The organism is Streptomyces racemochromogenes (genome assembly GCF_044129415.1).
Taxonomy (GTDB): domain Bacteria; phylum Actinomycetota; class Actinomycetes; order Streptomycetales; family Streptomycetaceae; genus Streptomyces; species Streptomyces racemochromogenes_A.
On record NZ_JBBDHD010000018.1, the window covers coordinates 38,366 to 56,368 of the forward strand.

17 protein-coding genes and 1 pseudogene are annotated in these 18,003 nt (G+C 73.5%); 10 read left to right on the plus strand and 8 right to left on the minus strand.

Annotated features, from left to right (window positions below; all coding sequences use genetic code 11):
- Window positions 1-15: 15 nt before the first annotated feature.
- The gene (gene fabF, locus WDV06_RS09925) at window positions 16-1,281 is read left to right on the plus strand and encodes a beta-ketoacyl-ACP synthase II (RefSeq protein WP_395509271.1); all 1,266 of its coding nucleotides are present in this window, start codon (window positions 16-18) and stop codon (window positions 1,279-1,281) included.
- A 72-nt stretch (window positions 1,282-1,353) separates the two neighbouring features.
- Here the strand turns inward: fabF and WDV06_RS09930 are convergent, their stop codons facing one another.
- Entirely contained in the window at window positions 1,354-1,848 is a 495-nt protein-coding gene (locus WDV06_RS09930) for a DUF3145 domain-containing protein (protein ID WP_030657058.1), read from the minus strand.
- 250 nt (window positions 1,849-2,098) lie between these two features.
- Here WDV06_RS09930 and WDV06_RS09935 point away from each other — a divergent pair, with 250 nt between their 5' ends.
- Window positions 2,099-2,998: an SGNH/GDSL hydrolase family protein gene (locus tag WDV06_RS09935; protein ID WP_395509272.1), complete on the plus strand. Its 900-nt coding sequence runs from the start codon at window positions 2,099-2,101 to the stop codon at window positions 2,996-2,998.
- 91 nt (window positions 2,999-3,089) lie between these two features.
- On the opposite strand, the gene WDV06_RS09940 is transcribed toward WDV06_RS09935, so the two are convergent.
- A complete protein-coding gene (locus WDV06_RS09940; protein WP_395509273.1) occupies window positions 3,090-5,555 on the minus strand; it encodes a beta-glucosidase H in 2,466 nt (821 codons plus the stop codon).
- Window positions 5,556-5,711: 156 nt separating this feature from the next.
- On the opposite strand from WDV06_RS09940, the gene WDV06_RS09945 reads away from it, so the two are divergent.
- The 3 genes from WDV06_RS09945 to WDV06_RS09955 are packed head-to-tail and all read left to right on the plus strand — an operon-like array spanning window position 5,712 to window position 8,219.
- On the plus strand, window positions 5,712-6,287 hold the full coding sequence (locus WDV06_RS09945; RefSeq protein WP_395509274.1) for a TetR/AcrR family transcriptional regulator: 576 nt from the start codon (window positions 5,712-5,714) through the stop codon (window positions 6,285-6,287).
- Between the two features lie 55 nt (window positions 6,288-6,342).
- On the plus strand, window positions 6,343-7,488 hold the full coding sequence (locus WDV06_RS09950) for a low temperature requirement protein A (RefSeq protein ID WP_395509275.1): 1,146 nt from the start codon (window positions 6,343-6,345) through the stop codon (window positions 7,486-7,488).
- 5 nt (window positions 7,489-7,493) lie between these two features.
- Window positions 7,494-8,219 (plus strand): carbon-nitrogen hydrolase family protein, encoded by a 726-nt coding sequence (locus WDV06_RS09955; RefSeq protein WP_395509276.1) that lies wholly within the window; start codon window positions 7,494-7,496, stop codon window positions 8,217-8,219.
- Here WDV06_RS09955 and WDV06_RS09960 read toward each other — a convergent pair.
- Entirely contained in the window at window positions 8,216-8,563 is a 348-nt protein-coding gene (locus tag WDV06_RS09960) for a winged helix-turn-helix transcriptional regulator (protein WP_395509277.1), read from the minus strand. The two genes, WDV06_RS09955 and WDV06_RS09960, sit on opposite strands and share 4 nt — an antisense overlap.
- A 96-nt stretch (window positions 8,564-8,659) precedes the next feature.
- On the opposite strand from WDV06_RS09960, the gene WDV06_RS09965 reads away from it, so the two are divergent.
- Entirely contained in the window at window positions 8,660-9,562 is a 903-nt protein-coding gene (locus WDV06_RS09965) for an NAD(P)-dependent oxidoreductase (protein WP_395509278.1), read from the plus strand.
- Between the two features lie 366 nt (window positions 9,563-9,928).
- On the opposite strand, the pseudogene WDV06_RS09970 reads toward WDV06_RS09965, so the two are convergent.
- From WDV06_RS09970 to WDV06_RS09980, 3 genes and pseudogenes are all read right to left on the minus strand, one after another.
- Window positions 9,929-10,810: pseudogene (locus WDV06_RS09970) on the minus strand (EI24 domain-containing protein); the annotation flags it as partial.
- Between the two features lie 70 nt (window positions 10,811-10,880).
- Entirely contained in the window at window positions 10,881-11,306 is a 426-nt protein-coding gene (locus tag WDV06_RS09975; RefSeq protein WP_358896269.1) for an organic hydroperoxide resistance protein, read from the minus strand.
- 64 nt (window positions 11,307-11,370) lie between these two features.
- Window positions 11,371-12,393, minus strand: coding sequence for an NADP-dependent oxidoreductase (locus WDV06_RS09980; protein WP_395509279.1), 1,023 nt, complete (start codon window positions 12,391-12,393; stop codon window positions 11,371-11,373).
- A 113-nt stretch (window positions 12,394-12,506) separates the two neighbouring features.
- On the opposite strand from WDV06_RS09980, the gene WDV06_RS09985 reads away from it, so the two are divergent.
- On the plus strand, window positions 12,507-12,929 hold the full coding sequence (locus tag WDV06_RS09985; RefSeq protein ID WP_395509280.1) for a MarR family winged helix-turn-helix transcriptional regulator: 423 nt from the start codon (window positions 12,507-12,509) through the stop codon (window positions 12,927-12,929).
- Window positions 12,930-12,953: 24 nt separating this feature from the next.
- Here the strand turns inward: WDV06_RS09985 and WDV06_RS09990 are convergent, their stop codons facing one another.
- A complete protein-coding gene (locus tag WDV06_RS09990; RefSeq protein ID WP_395509281.1) occupies window positions 12,954-13,646 on the minus strand; it encodes a hypothetical protein in 693 nt (230 codons plus the stop codon).
- Between the two features lie 77 nt (window positions 13,647-13,723).
- On the opposite strand from WDV06_RS09990, the gene WDV06_RS09995 reads away from it, so the two are divergent.
- Window positions 13,724-14,317 carry a hypothetical protein gene (locus WDV06_RS09995; RefSeq protein ID WP_395509282.1) on the plus strand — a complete coding sequence of 198 codons (594 nt, stop codon included), beginning with the start codon at window positions 13,724-13,726 and terminating at the stop codon, window positions 14,315-14,317.
- A gap of 12 nt (window positions 14,318-14,329) precedes the next feature.
- Here the strand turns inward: WDV06_RS09995 and WDV06_RS10000 are convergent, their stop codons facing one another.
- Window positions 14,330-15,019, minus strand: a complete 690-nt coding sequence (locus WDV06_RS10000) for an esterase/lipase family protein (RefSeq protein WP_395509283.1) — start codon at window positions 15,017-15,019, stop codon at window positions 14,330-14,332.
- Window positions 15,020-15,240: 221 nt separating this feature from the next.
- Here WDV06_RS10000 and WDV06_RS10005 point away from each other — a divergent pair, with 221 nt between their 5' ends.
- Window positions 15,241-16,278: a rod shape-determining protein gene (locus tag WDV06_RS10005; protein WP_344155861.1), complete on the plus strand. Its 1,038-nt coding sequence runs from the start codon at window positions 15,241-15,243 to the stop codon at window positions 16,276-16,278.
- Window positions 16,275-17,912: a sensor histidine kinase gene (locus WDV06_RS10010; protein ID WP_395509284.1), complete on the plus strand. Its 1,638-nt coding sequence runs from the start codon at window positions 16,275-16,277 to the stop codon at window positions 17,910-17,912. Before WDV06_RS10005 ends, WDV06_RS10010 begins: the two co-directional genes overlap by 4 nt.
- The last annotated feature ends 91 nt before the right edge of the window (window positions 17,913-18,003 follow it).

Consider the following 18,003-nt stretch of genomic DNA (forward strand, 5'->3'; position numbering starts at 1 on the left):
GGAGAAAGAATTCCTGTGAGCCCGACCAATCGCACCGTGGTCGTCACCGGTATCGGCGCAACCACTCCGCTGGGTGGCGACAGCGCTTCGACCTGGGAAGGTCTGCTCGCCGGCCGGTCCGGCGTCTCGCCCCTGGAGGGCGAGCGCTTCGCCGAACTGCCGGTCCGCATCGCCGCCCAGGCCGCAGTGGACCCGAGCGAGGTACTGCCCCGCCCGCTGGCCCGCAAGCTCGACCGCTCCGCGCAGTTCGCCCTCATCGCGGCCCGTGAGGCCTGGGCCGACGCGGGTTACACCGCTCCGGCGGGCGAGGACGAGACGATCGTCCCCGAGCGTCTGGGCACCGTGATCGCCTCCGGTATCGGCGGCGTCACCACCCTGCTCGACCAGTACGACGTACTGAAGGAAAAGGGCGTGCGCCGGGTCTCCCCGCACACCGTCCCCATGCTCATGCCGAACGGCCCCTCGGCCAACGTCGGCCTGGAAGTCAACGCCCGCGCCGGTGTCCACACCCCCGTCAGCGCGTGCGCGTCCGGCGCCGAGGCCATCGGCTACGCCGTCGAGATGATCCGCACCGGCCGTGCCGACGTGGTCGTCGCCGGCGGCACCGAGGCGGCCATCCACCCGCTGCCGATCGCGGCGTTCGCCAACATGATGGCGATGTCCAAGAACAACGAGAGCCCGACCACGGCCTCCCGCCCGTACGACAAGGCCCGCGACGGCTTCGTCCTCGGCGAGGGCGCCGGCGTCGTGGTCCTGGAGTCCGCCGAGCACGCCGCCCGGCGCGGCGCCCGCGTCTACTGCGAGGTGCTCGGCCAGGGCCTGTCCGCGGACAGCCACCACATCGCGCAGCCGGAGCCGACGGGCCGCGGTGTCGCGGCCGCCGTGCAGAACCTGCTCGACAACACGGACCTGGACCCGTCCGAGCTCGTCCACGTCAACGCGCACGCCACGTCCACCCCGCAGGGTGACACGGCCGAGCTGAAGGCCCTGCGCAAGGTCCTCGGCGACGACCTCGACCACGTCGCCATCTCCGCGACCAAGTCGATGACCGGTCACCTGCTGGGCGGCGCGGGCGGCATCGAGACGGTGGCGACCGTCCTGGCGCTGTACCACCGGATCGCTCCGCCGACGATCAACATCGACGACCTGGACGACGAGATCGACGCGGACATCGTGCGCGGCGAGGCCCGCAAGCTGCCCGTCGACGGCCCGATCGCCGCGATCAACAACTCCTTCGGCTTCGGCGGCCACAACGTCTCCCTGGCGTTCCGCACCGTGTAGTGCGCCCGCAGCCGTAACCGGTACGACGAAGGCCCACCCGGACGCCGGGTGGGCCTTCGTCGTACCGGGCGGCTAGACCACCTGGTGGAGCCAGCGGACCGGGGCCCCCTCGCCGGCGTAGCGGAAGGGCTCCAGCTCGTCGTCCCAGGGCTTGCCGAGCAGCTTGGCGATCTCCGCCTCCAGCTCGGTCTCGCCGCGCGCGGAGCGGGCCAGGGCGGCGCGCAGCCGGTCCTCGGGGATCAGGATGTCGCCGTGCATGCCGGTGACGGCGTGGAAGATGCCGAGTTCGGGGGTGGAGCTGTAGCGCTCGCCCTCGGCGGTCGGGCAGGGTTCGGCGGTCACCTCGAAGCGGAGCAGGTGCCAGCCGCGCAGGGCGGAGGCGAGTTTCGAGGCGGTGCCGGCCTCGGCCTGCCAGGAGAACTCGGCTCTCCAGGTGCCGGGGGAGGCGGGCTGCCTGATCCAGTCGAGGTTCACCCGCACCCCGAGCACGCCCGCAACAGCCCATTCCACGTGCGGGCAGAGCGCGCGCGGTGCGGAATGCACGTACAGAACTCCACGTGTCGTCACCGGGACCTCCAGTGTGGGACGAGGTCGGGAATAAACTCCAGAAAACGGACAGTATGTGACGTGATGTAATGTAACGGAAAATAATGGACATTGCGTAGCGGCACCTGCGGCCGAAACGCCACGGGAAAAAGCTACCGTGCGCCAGGGGTCATGGTGTGACGTACGGTCGCTCCGAAACCCGTAAACACCGAGCATTCACTCAGCAGGACGCCCCGGGAAGGACGTGGGGCGACGAGGGAGGGACCCCCCGATGCGCACCACCGCCGCGCGCCGCCGCGTACGCCGGACCGTCACCGGCGCGGGCGTGGCGGTGGCCGTACTGGCGGCGGCGGTCACGGGCTGTGACGACGCGGGGCCGTCCGGGAAAGAAGGCGAGCGGGGGGCTCAGGCGAAGCCGCGGTGGAACCCGGCGCCGGCCTCGGTGGCCGCCGTCGGCGACTCCATCACCCGCGGTTTCGACGCCTGTTCGGTGCTGGCCGACTGCCCGGAGGTCTCCTGGGCCACCGGCAGCGATCCCGCCGTCAACTCGCTGGCCGCCCGGCTGCTGGGCGAGGCGGAGGTGCCCGCGCGGAGCTGGAACCACGCGGTGACGGGCGCGCGCATGGCGGACCTGCCCGGGCAGGTCGCCGAAGCGGCGCAGCACAAACCGGGCCTGGTCACGGTGATGGTGGGCTCGAACGACGCCTGCCGGCCCACGGCTTCGTCGATGACCCCGGTGGCCGACTTCCGGGCGGAGTTCGAACAGGCGTTGAAGGAGCTGCGGGCGGCCTCGCCCGCCTCGCAGGTGTACGTGTCGTCCGTGCCGGACCTCCAACGGCTGTGGGAGCAGGGCAAGGACAGCCCGATGGTGCGGCAGGTCTGGAAGCTGGGGATCTGCCAGTCCATGCTGGCCGATCCCCTGTCCGCCGACGCCGGGGCGACGGCCCGGCGGGAGAAGGTACGGGCGCGCGTGGTCGAGTACAACGAGGCGCTGCGCCAGGTCTGCGCGAAGGACGCGCTGTGCCGCTACGACGGCGGGGCCGTCTTCCAGTACCCCTTCGGGGCGGAGCAGCTGAGCCACTGGGACTGGTTCCACCCCGGCAGGGACGGCCAGGCCCGGCTCGCGGAACTGGCCCACCGGCAGGTGACGGCGGCGCAGCCGCCGCGTTGACGCCGGGCCCGGGCGGGCGTGCGCGGAAGGCCGGGGCGGGGGTGATTTCCGGCCAGTCCCCCGCCCCGGCGTGTCGTGGGCCCGGGCCGGGCTACAGGTCGAGGGTGGCCGTGAGCCGGGTGTCGGCGTGGGAGCGGCTCGCGCGGACCTCGTAGGTGCCGCCGATCCGGCGCCAGCCGTACGCCTCCTCGTCCCAGATCTCGAAGGCGCGGGCGGGCAGCGGGATTTCCACCTCGACGCCCTCCCCGGCCCCGGCGGTGACGGACGCGAAGCCGGCCAGCCAGCTCGCCGGGCGCTCCACGGGGTCGGAGGCGGGGGCGAGGTAGACCTGGACGACCTCGCGGCCGGGCCGGGTGCCCGTGTTGGTGAGGCGGACGCGGACGGACTCGGCGGTGGCCTCCAGGGACTCGTAGGCCCAGTCGGTGTAGCCGAGGCCGTGCCCGAAGGGGTAGGCCGGGGTCACGCCGTGGGCCTCGTAGGCGCGGTAGCCGATCAGCAGTCCCTCGCGGTACTCCAGGCGCCCCTCCCGGGGGACGACCTCGGTGACGGGCGCGTCGGCGAGGGAGGCGGGCCAGGTGGTGGGCAGGCGGCCGCCGGGTTCGGCGTCACCGAGGAGCACGTCGGCCAGCGCGGCCCCGCCCTCCTGCCCCGGGAACCAGGTCAGCAGGACGGCGGCGACGTCCTCCCGCCAGGGGAGTTCCACGGGGGAGCCCGCGTTGACGACGACCACGGTGTTCGGGTTGGCGGCGGCGACGGCGCGCACCAGGTCGTCCTGACGGCCCGGCAGCCGGAGGTCGCCGCGGTCGAAGCCCTCGGACTCCACCCGCTCGGTGGTGGCGACGACCACGACGGCGGTGTCGGCGGCGCGGGCGGCCCGCACGGCCTCGGCGATCAGTTCGTCGGGGTCGCGGCGCGGCCCGAGGTGCAGCAGGGAGAACATGACCGCCTTGAGCGGCATCGCACTCATGTCGGGCACCTGGTAGGCCAGCGAGACCTCGACGGGCTCCCCGGCGGCCAGGGTCACCGTCGCCCGCTCGCTGGGGGCGCCGAAGAACGCCTCGAAGGGGTCGGCCTCGTCGCCCCTCTCCTGGACGCCCTCCCAGCGGGTGCGGCCGCCGACCGAGAGGCGGAAGGCGCCGAGCCCGCGGGTGCCGAAGACGTGCTCGCCGCTCTCGCGCGGCACGAACGTCCCGGTGACCTCGATACCGGCCATCGTCTCGTACGTGACCCCCTCGGGGAGGTCGTCGCCGATCCACTGGACCTGGCCGGACGGCAGACGGCCCTCGCCGAGGACCGTCCCGGCGGCGTCGCGGCAGACGGCGCGCAGCTCGAAGCCCTGCCCGGCGGGGGCGGGCTCCTCGCTCGGGTCGGCGCCGACGGCATAGGTCAGGGCGCCGTCGGGCAGGGCGGCGGTGAGCCCGTCGAGCGGGGAGACCACCCGTTCGGGGAAGACGGTGGCGCTGCCGCCGCCCAGGACGCGGGCGTCGCGGGCGGCGGCGCCGATCAGGGCGACGGTGCGGCCGGCGGCGCGGCCGAGCGGCAGGGCACCGCCCTCGTTGCGTACGAGGACGGCCCCGCGGGCGGCCAGCTCGCGGGCCAGGGCCTGCCCGTCGAGCGGCGCGGGCGGAGCGGCGACGGCGGCGGGGGCGCCCTCCAGGAGGCCCGCGCGGGCGGCGAGGCGCAGGACGTTGCGCACGGCCCCGTCGACGGCGGACGCGTCGGCCTTGCCGGTGCGCACGGCGGCGGCCAGGGCGGGGCCGTAGACGGTCGTCGGGCCGGGCATGGCCACGTCGAGGCCGCCGTCGAGGCAGCCGGCGGTGGAACGGGCGGCCATCCAGTCGGAGACGTTGCAGCCGTCGAAGCCCCACTCGCCGCGCAGCACCCCGTTCACCAGCCGGGCGTGCTCGGTCATGGTGATGCCGTTGACCCGGTTGTAGGCGGTCATGACGCCCCAGGGCCGGGCGCCCTTGACGATGGCCTCGAAGGGCGCCAGGTACAGCTCGCGCAGCGGGCGCGGGGCGATGGCGCAGTCGACGGTGAACCGCTCCGTTTCGGCGTCGTTTCCGGTGAAGTGCTTGACGGTGGTGCCGACCCCGCCGTCCTGGACGCCCTGGACGTAGCCGGTGCCGATGGCGCCGGTCAGGTACGGGTCCTCGGAGTAGCACTCGAAGTGGCGGCCGCCCAGTGGGGAGCGGTGCAGGTTGACGGTGGGCGCGAGGAGGACGTGGACGCCCTTGCGGCGGGCCTCCTGGGCCAGCAGCCGGCCGGCCCGGCGGGCCAGGGACGGGTCCCAGGAGGCGGCGAGGGCCGTCGGGGAGGGCAGGGCGACCGAGGGGTCGTCGGCGGTCCAGCGCACGCCGCGGACGCCGACGGGCCCGTCGGACATGACCAGGGAGCCGAGCCCGATCTCCGGGACGGCGGGCAGGGACCACATGTCCTGACCGGCCAGCAGTCCGGTCTTGGCGTCGAGGTCCAGCTTGTCCAGGGCGGCCTCGACGGCGTCTTCCCGCAGCTGCTCGCTCGCGCGCTCGTCGGGGACCTGATCGGCAGCGGTCACGGCCGTGCCTCCTCGCTCTGTGGGTGCGGTGCGGTGGGCCCATGGTGGACCCTTCCCTTGTAAGACGGTAGGTCTTGTAATCTTTTCGTGATGAAAGGATGGCGTACGGTCGTACGACTGGCGGGCAGGTCCGATCGGGAGGGGTGTGGCGGGGCCATGGTCAGGGCGAAGAGCGAGGAGCGCCGCGGCGAGATCGTCCGCGCGGCGGTCGAGGTGATCGCCGAGCGCGGCTACCGGGGCGCCTCCCTGGCCTCCGTCGCCGAACGCGTGGGCCTGACCCAGCAGGGCCTCCTGCACTACTTCCCGACCAAGGAGGCCCTGCTGGTCGCGGTCCTGGAGGAGCGCGACCGCTGGGACACCGGCGGCGGCTCCCGAGCCTCGGCCGGCACCTGGCGCCTGGACCTGCTGGCCTCCCTGGTCGAGTACAACGCCATGCGCCCCGGCATCGTGCAGACCTTCTCCGCCCTGCTCGGCGAGAGCGTCACCGACGGCCACCCGGCCCGCGCCTTCTTCACCGAGCGCTACGCGCAGGTCCGGGGGGAGATGGCCGACCTGCTGCGCGCCGAGTTCGGCCCGCGCCTCCCCTCCGGCCTCACCCCGGAAGAAGCCGCTCCGCTGCTGACGGCGGTCATGGACGGCCTCCAGTACCAGTGGCTGCTCGCCCCGGAATCGGTGGACATGCCCGCCGCGTTCCGCTCCTTCCTCACCCTGCTACGGGGCCCCGGCGCTTAGCCGCCCGCCCCCACCGGGCATCCTTTCCCCCGGACTTCGAGCGGGGGGACACGACATGGAGCCCGAAGAGCGGGAGAAGAAGGTCGCGTGGTCGGAGCTGTTCTTCGACCTGGTGCTGGTGTTCGCCGTGACCCAGGTCTCGGCACTCCTCCATCACGACCACGGCTGGGCCGGCACCGGCCGGGCCCTGATCGTCTTCATACCCGTCTACTGGGTGTGGGTGGGCAACACCGTCCACTCCAACACCCATGACGCCGACCGGCCCCTGGAACGGCTCGGCCTCTTCGCCGCCGGACTGTGCGGCCTGCTGATGGCCCTGGCCCTGCCCGGCGCCTTCGGCGACCGCGGCCCCCTCCTGGCCGGCGCCTACTTCTGCGCCCGCCTCGTGCTCGCCGCCCTCGCACACGGCCGCACCCGCCGCCTGCGGCTCACCCCGGTGACCCTGTCGGTGCTGGTCAGCGGCCCGCTGCTGCTGGCCGGCTCCTTCACCGACGGAAGGGCCCGCCTCGGGCTGTGGGCGCTGGCCGCCGCCGTGGACCTGGCCGCACCCCGCCTGACCCGCCGCAACATGGTCCGGCTCAGCTTCGACTCGGGCCATCTCGCCGAACGCTTCGGACTGTTCGTGATGATCGCGCTGGGCGAGTCGATCGTGGCCGTCGGCGCCCCGGTGGCCTCCGCCCCCGGCCTGGACGCCGGCGCGCTGGCCGCCGTCGCCGTGGCCTTCGCCCTGGTCTGCGGCCTGTGGTGGGTGTACTTCCACCTCGCCGCCGACGCCGTCCGGCACGGCCTGGAGACCGCCGCCGTACGGGCGGACGTGGCCCGGCAGGTCCTCTCGTACGGGCACCTCTCGCTGATCGCCTCGGTCATCGCCGTCGCCGTCGGCATGGCCGAGGCCGTCGCCCGCCCCGGCACCCGGCTGCCCCTCGGCGTGGCCGCCCTCCTCTACGGGGGCTGCGCCCTCTTCCTGGCCACCTTCGGGTACACCCGCTGGCACCTGTTCCGCTCCTGGTCGGTGACGAGGCTGACGGCCGCCGGGATCGTCCTGCTCCTGCTGCCCGCGGCCGTCCTGCTGCCCTCGCTGGCCGCGCTCGCCCTGCTGACCGGGGTGGTGACCGGGCTCAACCTGGTGGAGGCCGCCTTCGTACGCCGCCGCGGGCAACTGCCCGGCGCTCCGTCCCCCTCCGCCTCCCTGACATCCTGAGTCCCATGAAGATCGCCGCCGCGCAGCTGACCTGCGTACCCGCCGACGTCACGGCGAACGCCGCCCACGCCACCGCCCTCGCCGCACGGGCCCGCAGGGAGGGCGCCGAGCTCGTGGTCTTCCCGGAACTGACGCTCACCGGCTACGAGATGGAGGCACTCGCCGAGGACCCCGCCCTGTGGCTGTCCGGTCCCGACGACCCCCGCCTGGACGGGCTGCGCTCGGCCGGCGTCGCGGTCGCCGTCAACGCCGCCCTGCGCACGCGGGACCCGCTGCCGGCCCTCGCGACCCTGGTCTACGACGCCGACGGCGCGCACCTCACCACGTACGCCAAACAGCACCTCTACCAGCACGAGCAGGGCGCCTTCACCCCCGGCACCACGGACGGCCGCTTCGAACTCGGCGGCCTCCGCTTCTCCCTGGGCGTCTGCTTCGACAACCACTTCCCCGACCTGCCCGCCCGGGGCGCGGCCGACGGCTGCCGCGTCCACCTCGCGAGCTCCCTCTACGGCACCGGCGACGGCATCACCGAACGCGCCACCGTCTACCCGGGCATGGCGAAGGAACACGGCCTGTACGTGGTCCTCGCCAACCACGTCGGCCCGGCGGGCCCCTGGACCGGCTGCGGCGGCGCGGCGGTCTGGTCCCCGGACGGCACCCTCCTCGCCGAGGCGGACGCCCTGACCCCCACGGTGATCACGGCGGACGTCCCCCTCCCGCCGGGGCTCTAGACCGTCCGGGCAGAGTCGGGCAGGAAGTGCTTCGCGCCCCACTGCCCCAGGGACTCCAGGGCCACGTTCAGCTCCTCGCCGAGCGGGGTCAGGGAGTACTCCACGCGCGGCGGGACCTCGTCGAAGACCTCACGGTGGACTATGCCGTCCGACTCCAGCTCACGCAGCTGCGCCGCGAGGACCTTCTCCGAGACGCCGGGGACCAGTCGGCGCAGCTCCCCGAACCGGCGGCCCGGGCACTGCTCCAGCTCCCACAGGATCGAGACCTTCCACTTGCCGTCGATCACCGCCATCGCGGCCGCGATCCCGCAGTGGTCCGCGCCCGGCCTCCGTGTCAGCGCCATCCCCCACCCCTCCCACCTGCTCGCTCACCTCGGGGTAACCACCCACTCCGAGGTGCGTACTTGAGGCCTTTTCACCCTGCCACCAGGCTAAACGGCATGACCGACAACGACACCGCACCCCGCCCGCTCACCCTGCTCGGCCTCGGCGACATGGGCACCGCCCTGGCCCGCACCTGGCTCTCCGCCGGGCACCCCCTGACCGTCTGGAACCGCACCCCCGCCAAGGCGCGGGCCCTGGCAGCCGAGGGCGCGTCCGTCGCCGCGAGCCCCGCCGCGGCCGTCTCCGCCAACACCCTGATCGTGCTCTGCCTGCTGGACGACGCCGGCATCGGCTCCGTGCTGGACGGGGCCGACCTGACCGGCAAGGACCTGGTCAACCTCACCACCGGCACCCCCGCCGAGGGCCGGGCCCGCGCCGCCTGGGCCGAGGAGCGCGGCGCCCGCTTCGTGGACGCCGGGATCATGGCCACCCCGTCGATGATCGGCGTCCCGGAGTCCGGCGGGTACGTCTTCTACAGCGGCTCCCGCGCCCTCTTCGACACCCACCGGGCCACCCTGCAGGTCCCGGCCGGCGCCCGCTACGTCGGCGAGGACCCGGGCCACGCGGCCCTGCACGACGTGGCGCTGCTGAGCGCGATGTACGGGCTGTTCGCCGGGATCTCGCACGCCTACGCCCTGATCGAGGGCGAGGACATCGCGCCGAAGGACCTGGCCCCGCTGCTGTCGGAGTGGCTGGGCGCGATGGGGTTCTTCGTCGGGAACGCCGCCGAGCGGCTGACCTCCCGGGACTTCACCACCGGGGTGGTGTCCAACCTGGCCATGCAGGTCGCGGCGAGCGGCACGCTGCTGCGCACCGCCGCCGACCAGGGGGTCGGCGCCGAGCTGATCGAGCCGTACCTGGACCTGATGCGGGAGCGCCTGGACGCCGACCCGGTCGCCCACGCGGGCGAGGACACGGTGGGGGCGATCACCCTGCTGCGGCGCGGCCCCGGCCGCTGAGGCCCCCGCGGCGCGGCGTCAGGAGTACGAGCGCGGGTCCGGGTGGTGCTGCCCCGGCGCCTGCCCGTAGCCGGGGGCCGCGGGCTGCGCCTGACCCGGCGCCTGGCCCTGGCCGCCGTAGCCCTGGCCTCCGTAGCCCGGACCGCCGTGAACCTGACCGCCATAGCCCTGGCCGCCGTGAACCTGACCGCCATAGCCCGGGCCGCCGTGAGCCTGACCGCCATAGCCCTGGCCGGGGGCCGGGGGCCGGTCGTAGGCCGGAGCCTGGACCGGCGCGTGCTGTCCGTAGCCCTGCCCGGGAGCCGGGGCGGCGTGGCCCTGGCCGCCGTAGCCCTGACCGGGGGCGGGCGGGTACCCCTGCCCCGGCGCTTGGCCGTAACCCTGGGCGTAGCCCTGGCCGTGGGGCTGCGCGGAGCCGCCGTAAGGACCGGCCGCACCGTACGGGCCCGCCTGGGCCTGGGCGTCGTCCCGCCCGGCCTCGTCCCCGGCGCCACCCTCGGGGGTCTCGGCGTCGGCCCCCACCAGCTCCCGCGCCAGCAGGGTCGCCCCCGCCACCGCGCCCGGCATCAGGAACACCGCGACGAAGGGGACCAGGAACAGCAGCACCAGCGGCACCCCGAAGCCCAGGGCCGTCGCACGCCGCCCGCGGAGCAGGACGAGCTGCTCGTCCAGGTCCACCCGGCGCCGCTGGAGGGCGACGGAGGTGAGCTCCTGGGTCAGGAAGAAGCCGGAAACGCAGAAGCCGATCGCCGGGATCACCGTCTGCCCGATCACCGGGATGAACCCGAGGGCGAACAGCAGGATCCCGTAGAGCATCACCCGCACCAGCAGCCTCAGGCTGTCCCGGGCGGAGATCCACAGGTCCTCCCAGAAGGAGCGACCCGACTCCGGGACCTCACCGCCTTCGGTGCGGTCCACCTGCTCCGAGAGGGACTCGTAGAAGGGCTGGCCGACCAGCAGGGTCACGGCGGTGAAGGTGATGACCGACAGGAAGAGCCCGAGGGAGATCACCACGGCGGTCAGGAACCCGCGGAAGAGGTCGAGCCAGGGCTCGGACCAGTCCGAGGCGAACGGCGTCGCCCAGGCGGTGAAGTCGTCGGCCCCGAAGAAGAGGCCGGTCAGCGCGGCGCCGTAGAGCACCAGCGAGACCAGGCCCGGCAGCAGGCCGAAGCCCAGCCAGCGGCCGTTGCCGAACACCCATCTCTGTCCGGCCATCAGGTACCGGAAGCCCCCCGCAAGATCACGCATGCGGCCAGTCTACGGCGCAGGCCGCACCCCCTGAGGGGGTGCGGCCTGCGTGGAGCTGCGTCGGACGGCGTCAGGCGACGTTCAGCTCGACCGTGATGTTGCCGCGGGTCGCCTTGGAGTACGGGCAGATCTGGTCGGCCTTCTCGACCAGGTCCTTCGCGACGGCGGCGTCCACGTTCGGGATCGAGGCGGTCAGCTTGACGATGATGCCGAAGCCCTCGTCGTTCTTGCCGATGCCGACCTCGGCGGTCACGGTGGAGCCGGTGACGTCGACGTTCTCGTTGCGGGCCGCGACGCTGAGGGCGCCCTGGAAGCAGGCGCTGTAGCCGGCGGCGAACAGCTGCTCCGGGTTGGTGCCGGCGCCGCTGCCGCCGAGCTCCTTCGGCGGGTTCACGACGACGTCGAGCCGGCCGTCGTTGGTGGCGACGCGGCCGTCACGGCCGTTCTCGGCGGTGGCGACGGCCGTGTACGCGACGTCGGACTGGGTGATGGACATGAAAACGGATCCTCCAGATAGTCGCCGCGACTCGCGCCCACGATCGCGACGGTATGGAGGGAGCCTAACGGGTGAACGTGACGATCATCTTTCCGGTGTTCTCGCCCCGCAGCATTCCGAGGAAGGCGTCGGTCGCGTTCTCCACGCCCTCGACGACCGTCTCGTCGTAGCGCAGCTCGCCGGAGGCCAGCCAGCCCGCGACGTCCTTGACGAACTGCGGCTGGAGCGCGGCGTGGTCCCCGACCAGGATGCCCTGGAGGCGCAGGCGCTTGCCGATGACCATCATGAGGTTGCGCGGGCCGGGGGCGGGCTCGGTGTCGTTGTAGCCGGCGATGGCGCCGCACAGGGTGGCGCGGCCGTGGACGTTCATGGCGGAGATGGCGGCCTCCAGGTGGTCGCCGCCGACGTTGTCGAAGTAGACGTCGACGCCCTCGGGGGCGGCCTCCTTCAGCTGCTCGGCGACGGGGCCGTTCTTGTAGTTGAAGGCGGCGTCGAAGCCGTACTTCTCCGTGAGGAGCGTCACCTTCTCGTCCGATCCGGCGGAGCCGATCACCCGGGAGGCGCCCTTGATCTTCGCGAACTGGCCGACCAGGCTGCCGACCGCGCCCGCCGCGCCGGAGACGAAGACGGAGTCGCCCTCCTTGAAGGAGGCGACCTCGAAGAGGCCCGCGTAGGCGGTCAGACCCGGCATGCCGAGCACGCCGAGGTAGGCGGAGAGCGGGGCGAGGGAGGCGTCGACCTTGGTGACGTGCTTCGCGTCGAGGTCGGCGTACTCGCGCCAGCCCAGCATGTGCAGGACGTGGTCGCCGACCTCGAAGCCCTCGGCGTTGGAGGCCACGACCTCGCCGACCGCGCCGCCCTGCATCGGCTCGTCGAGCTGGAAGGGCGGGACGTAGGACTTGGTGTCGTTCATCCGGCCGCGCATGTACGGGTCCACGGACATGTGGAGGTTGCGGACCAGGATCCGGCCGGCGGCGGGCTCGGCGGAGACGGGCACCTCACGGAGGGCGAAGTCCTCGGCCACGGGCCAGCCCTGCGGACGGCGGACCAGGTGCCACTCGCGGCTGACGGCGGGGATCTGAGACATGAGGGGCTCCAGGAAGAGGTAGGGAAGAGGGAGGGAAGACGAATGCTTCACGACCTGAAACAACCATGCTCCTGGATATTTCATGTTGTCAAGCAAATGGGTACGCTGGTCCCATGCCCAGTCGTCGCGCAGACCCAGTGACCGTCGAGGTCGTCGAGCTCATCGGCGACGTCGTGGCCCGCTACCACATGGAGTACGAGGAGGCGGCCGCCCGCCACCAGCTCACCGGCGCCCAGGCCAAGGTCCTGACGCTGCTGTCGCTGGAGCCGCTGCCCATGCGCCGCATCGCGCAGAAGCTGCGCTGCGAGCCGTCCAACGTCACCGGCATCATCGACCGGCTGGAGACCCGCGGCCTGGTCGAACGCCGCCCGGACCCGGCCGACCGCCGGGTGAAACTGGCCGCCCCCACCGAGGAGGGCGCCGAGACGGCGGAGCGGCTGCGCGAGTCCCTGGACTTCGCGCGCGAACCGCTGGCCGGGCTCACGTCGGAGGAGCGCACGGCCCTGCGGGACCTGCTCAGGCGCATGCTGGGCTGACCGGCCCCCGCCCGCGGGCCCGGCTCAGCCCTCCGAGCAGCCGAAGATCCAGAACACGCAGGTCTTCGTCGGCTCGGGCTTCGGCGTGCCCCCCTTGGTCTTCGTCGGGGCGGGCTTCGCCGTGCCGGTGGTTCCGGGCGCGGGCTGCCCCGGTGTCGTCGTCTTTACGGGTCCCGCTCCGCCGGAACCTTTCTGCGAGGGGGTCCCCGTCGGGGCGGAGGCGCTCAAGCTCGGCCCCGACGGGGAGCCGCTCGGGCTCTCGCTGGGCCGAGCCGTCTTCGGCGCACCCACCGGCGCCTTCGGCAGGGCGGAGGGCGCGGCGGGCACCTCGCTCGGCAGGGCGTCGGGCTGCTTGGGCCCGCTGTCGGTGAGCTCCACCCGGTCGGCCCGGCTCACGCCCTCGTCGTCGCCCGCCATCCGGGCCACGGCGATCGAGCCCCCGGTCGCGAGCACCAGTCCCAGACCGACGGCCAGGGCGGTCCGCCCGCGTCTGCGGCGGGAGGCCGCGCGCTTGCGCGTTCCGGCGCGGCCCTCGTGGGGGGCGGTCAGGACGACGAGCGAGTCCGCGAACACCTCGGCCAGCGCGGGCTGCGGCGCCGGCCCCGGGCCGGGCGCCCCGGGCGCTGCGGCCACCAGGTGCTCGGCCGGGGTTCCGCACCCTGCGCACGCGAGCGCGCCGTTGAGGTGCCTCTGACAGGCGGGGCAGAAGTAGTTCATGGGGCCCGCAGGCTATGCGGTCCCCGGCAACATAAGTATTCCGGGAGCGTGAGGATCCTGTGTGGAATCGTGGCTCCATGACCGCGACCCCGAATCCGGGCCGCCCTGGAGCCTTCGGGCCGGGCGCCTTCCAGCTGGTGCTGCTGCGCAGGATGGCGGACTTCCAGCCCGGCCTCGCGGAGGCGGCCCGGCTGCGGCTGGGCGCCACCCTCGCCGAGCAGCGGGAGGCCAACCGGCGCTGGCAGGCGATGGTCCGCTCTCCCCGGTCGCGCGGGGCGCTGGCCCGCTACCGGTCGGTGCTGGGCCCGCCGGAGTCGGCGGAGTCCCGCCGGATCGGGGACCTGGAGTGCGAGGCGCTGCTGTGGCCGGTGCCGCTCTGGCCGGAGCTGCGCTTCGAGGTGCTGGCCGGGCCGGACGGGGCGGTGTGGAACGAGTGGCTGGTGCGGGCCCCGGGCGCGCGGGGACCCGTGCTGGAGGCGGAAGCGGACCTGCTGCCCTGGTCGGCGACGGTGGACGAGGTGGCCCGGGCCTTCGCGCCGGCCCGGCCGATGGAGGGCACCGCGCCGACGCGCTGGCGGCTGGCGTTCACCGCGTCGGGGCGGGCCCTGGTGGCGGAGTTCACGTACGGGCTGCTCCAGCGGGTGCAGCCGGCGGGGGAAGCGGGGGTCTAGAAGCGGGCCGGGTCAGGAGCGCAGGAAGGCGCGGACCCCGGCCGAGGTGGCGTCGTCGCCGAGCAGGTCGTTGTGCTTGAGGCAGCCGACCGGGGTGTTCAGGGCTCCGGTGAGCGGGACGCTGCTGTCGGGGTTGACCACCTCGTCGCAGTCCGACCAGAAGGTCGCGTACTTCACCGGGCCGGGGGTCTCGTCGCCGGAGGCGAGGTTCTTCACCACGTAGGAACCCGGGGTCATGTCGCGGCAGGCCTGGTCCCAGAGGGCGCAGGCCCAGGCGGTGGAGGTGCCGTGGTTGGGGCCGGCCAGGGAGACCCAGTGGTCCACGGCCGCCGTTCCGCCGCCGTACTTGACGTACCAGCGGCTGACGAGCGAGCCGAAGGAGTGGCCCACGACGTCCACCCGGGCGGCTCCGGTCCGGCGGCGGACCTCGTCGACGTAGGCGGCGAGGCGGCCCGCGAGGACCTCGTTGACGGACTGGTGGGTGTCGTAGCCGAAGGAGAACAGCTCGGAGTCCGCGTACCCGTCGGCCCGCAGGTCCTCGCGCAGGGAACCCCAGACGCCGGGGTCGGCGTTGTAACCGTGGACGAAGACCACCGGATTGCGGGCGGCGGTCCCGGCGGCCGCGGCGTGGGCCGGGACGGGTGCGAGAAGGGCTAAGCAGAGGGTCAGGAGCGTCAGGAGTTTCTGGCGGGACGTCAGCATCGGGACCCCTTTACCTTGTTACGCACGGGTAGCGCGGATGGTGCGCGCATGGTGCTGCCTGTCGGTACAGAAATCCACCCCCGTGCAGCACGTCCGCCCCGTGCGCCACGCCCCAGCCGGAGCATTCCAGCGGGCGATATGACCGATTTACCCGAGAAGATATGAATTGCGACCGGCGTCCGTCGGTCCCTTCTGCACCAGCGCTCTCGGGAGGACCTGCCGTGACCGTCAGTCTTGAGCAGTTGCGCCGCTGCCACGTCGCCGTCGACCTGGGAGCCGCGAGGACCCGCGTCTACGTCAAGGGCGCCGGACTCGTCGTCGACGAGCCCAGCGTCGCCGCGGTCAACACCCGCACCGGAGCCCTCATCGCCGTCGGCACCTTCGCCGAACGGATGACGGGCCGCACGCCCGACTACATCCGCGTCGTCCGCCCCGTCTCCGGCGGCACCGTCGTCGACATCGAGATGGCCCAGCGGATGCTGCGTCACCTCCTCGGCGAGAAGCTGCGCCGCGCCCTGCGCCGCAAGCCCCGGCTGCGCGCCGCCTGCTGCACCCCCCACGACGCCGACCCGCTGGCCCAGCGCGCCGCCGTCGAGACGATGGTCGGGCTGGGCGCGCGGCGCGTCGAACTGGTCGACACCCTGATCGCGGCGGCCGTCGGCTGCGGCCTGCCCGTGGAGCAGCCGACCGCGACGATGATCATGGTGTGCGGGGCGGCCGCCACCCAGGTGGCGGTACTCTCCCTAGGCTCGATCGTCACCGCCGAGCGGATCCCCGTCGGCGGCGAGGCCATCGACCACGCCGTCGTCCAGCACCTGCGCCACGCCCACGAGCTGATGCTGCCGAGCCAGGCCGTCCGCCCCCTCCAGCTGGCCCTGCACGGCAACGGCATCACCCCGGACGGCCCCGCCTCCACCCTGATCCACGGCCGCGACGTGGCCACCGGCCTGGCCCGCTCCGTCCACGTGGACACGGCCGCCGTGCGCGACGCCATCCACACCCCGCTGACGGCCGTCCTCGACGGCATCGGCAAGGTACTGCGCGACTGTCCGCCCGACCTGGTCGCGGACCTGACGGACCGGGGGATCATGATGGTGGGCGGCAGCGCCCTGCTGCCGGGGCTGGACCAGATGCTGAGGGATTCGACCGGAATGCCCGTGGCCATCGCGGAGCGGCCGGACGTGTGCGCCGTACTGGGTCTCGGCGCGATGCTCGAAGGGAAGATCGCCCCGATGGTCCTCAACCCCCTGGCCGAATGACGCGGAAGCCTGCCGACGAGGGACCGGGGCCCGGACCCCGGTACGAGCCCGGTCCGGCGCAGGAGTCGGGCGGGCCCGTCGGGGGCGGGGAGGCTCCGTCCAGCCTGCCGGTGCTGCTGGACGCCGTCCTCAGCGTCGGCTCGGAGCTGGAACTCCAGGCCACCCTCCAGCACGTCGTGGACTCCGCCACCGACCTGTGCGGAGCACGGTACGGCGCGCTCGGGGTGGTCGACCCCGAACGCGGCCGGCTGACCCGGCTGTTCACTGCCGGGATGAGCGAGGCCGAACGCGCCGCGATCCCCCGCCTGCCCGACGGCCGCAGCGGCGTGCTCGGTGCGCTGATCACCGACCCCAGGCCACTGCTGCTGGACGACCTCACCCAGGACCCCCGCTCGGCCGGCTTCCCGCCCGGGCACCCGTCCATGCGCAGCTTCCTGGGCGTGCCCATCCGGGTCCACACCGAGGTCTTCGGGAACCTCTACCTCACCGAGAAGGACGGCGGCGGCCCCTTCACGGACGAGGACCTCGCGCTGATACGGGTCCTGGCCTCGCAGGCCGGGATAGCGATCGGCAACGCCCGGCTGTACGAGACCGCGCGCCGCCGGGAGCGCTGGATCGAGGGCGCGGCCGCCGTGACCACCGCCCTCCTCGCGGGGCGGCCGGCGGCCGACGCCCTGATGTGCGTCGCCGAACGGGCCCGGCTGCTCGCGGACGCAGCCGCCGGCGTGGTGCTCCAGCCGACACCGGAGGGCGGCATGGAGATCGTGGCCGCCTCCACCCACGGGGACCCCGGCGACCTGGTCGGCACGACCATCGCGCCGGGGTCCCCGGTGCTGGTGCAACTGCTGGGCGGCGAACCCGTCTTCATAGAGGACTCGGCGACCGACCCCCGGATGACCACGCACGTGCGCAAACGCTTCGGTCCGAGCATGATGCTGCCGCTCCAGAGCGGCGGCCAGCTCATCGGCACCCTCGCCCTGCCCAGGGCGAGGGGCGGCCGCCCGTACGACGCCGTGGACCGGCTGCTGGCCTCCCAGTTCGCCTCCCAGGCCGCGCTGGCGCTGGTCCTGGCCGACGCCCAGCACGACCGCGAACAGCTCGCGGTGTACGAGGACCGCGACCGCATCGCGCGCGACCTGCACGACCTGGTGGTCCAGCGGCTGTTCGCGACGGAGATGATGCTGGAGAGCACGCGGCGGCGTTCCTCGAACGCCCCGTCCGGCGACGCGGCGGACGTCGGCGACGAGCTGAGCCGGGCCGTGGACGAGCTGGACTCCACCATCCAGGAGGTCCGCACGGCCATCTTCGCCCTCCAGCAGCCGCCCACGGACGCCCCGACGACCTTCCGGGGCCGGGTCCTGCGCGAAACCGGCGGGGCGGCGGTCCTGCTGGGCTTCCAGCCGTCGGTCCACTTCGCGGGCGCGGTGGACGCCCTCCTCCCGGACCGCGTGACGGACGCCCTCCTGGCCACCCTCCGCAGCGCCCTGGCGGCGGCCCACCGCCGCAGCGGAGTCACGGCGATCGAGGTCGAGATCGACGCCACCCCCTCCCGAGTCCGCCTCACGGTCTCGGACGACGGCCACACGGAAACGGGATCGAGCGGCACGACGGTGACGTGGGAGTCGGGGCTGTAGGGAGGCGTGCGTCCACGGAACCCCACCGGGCGGTGCCCGGCCGCCCGAGCGGCACCGGCGAAGGGCGGACCCCCCTTGACCGGTCTCAGGG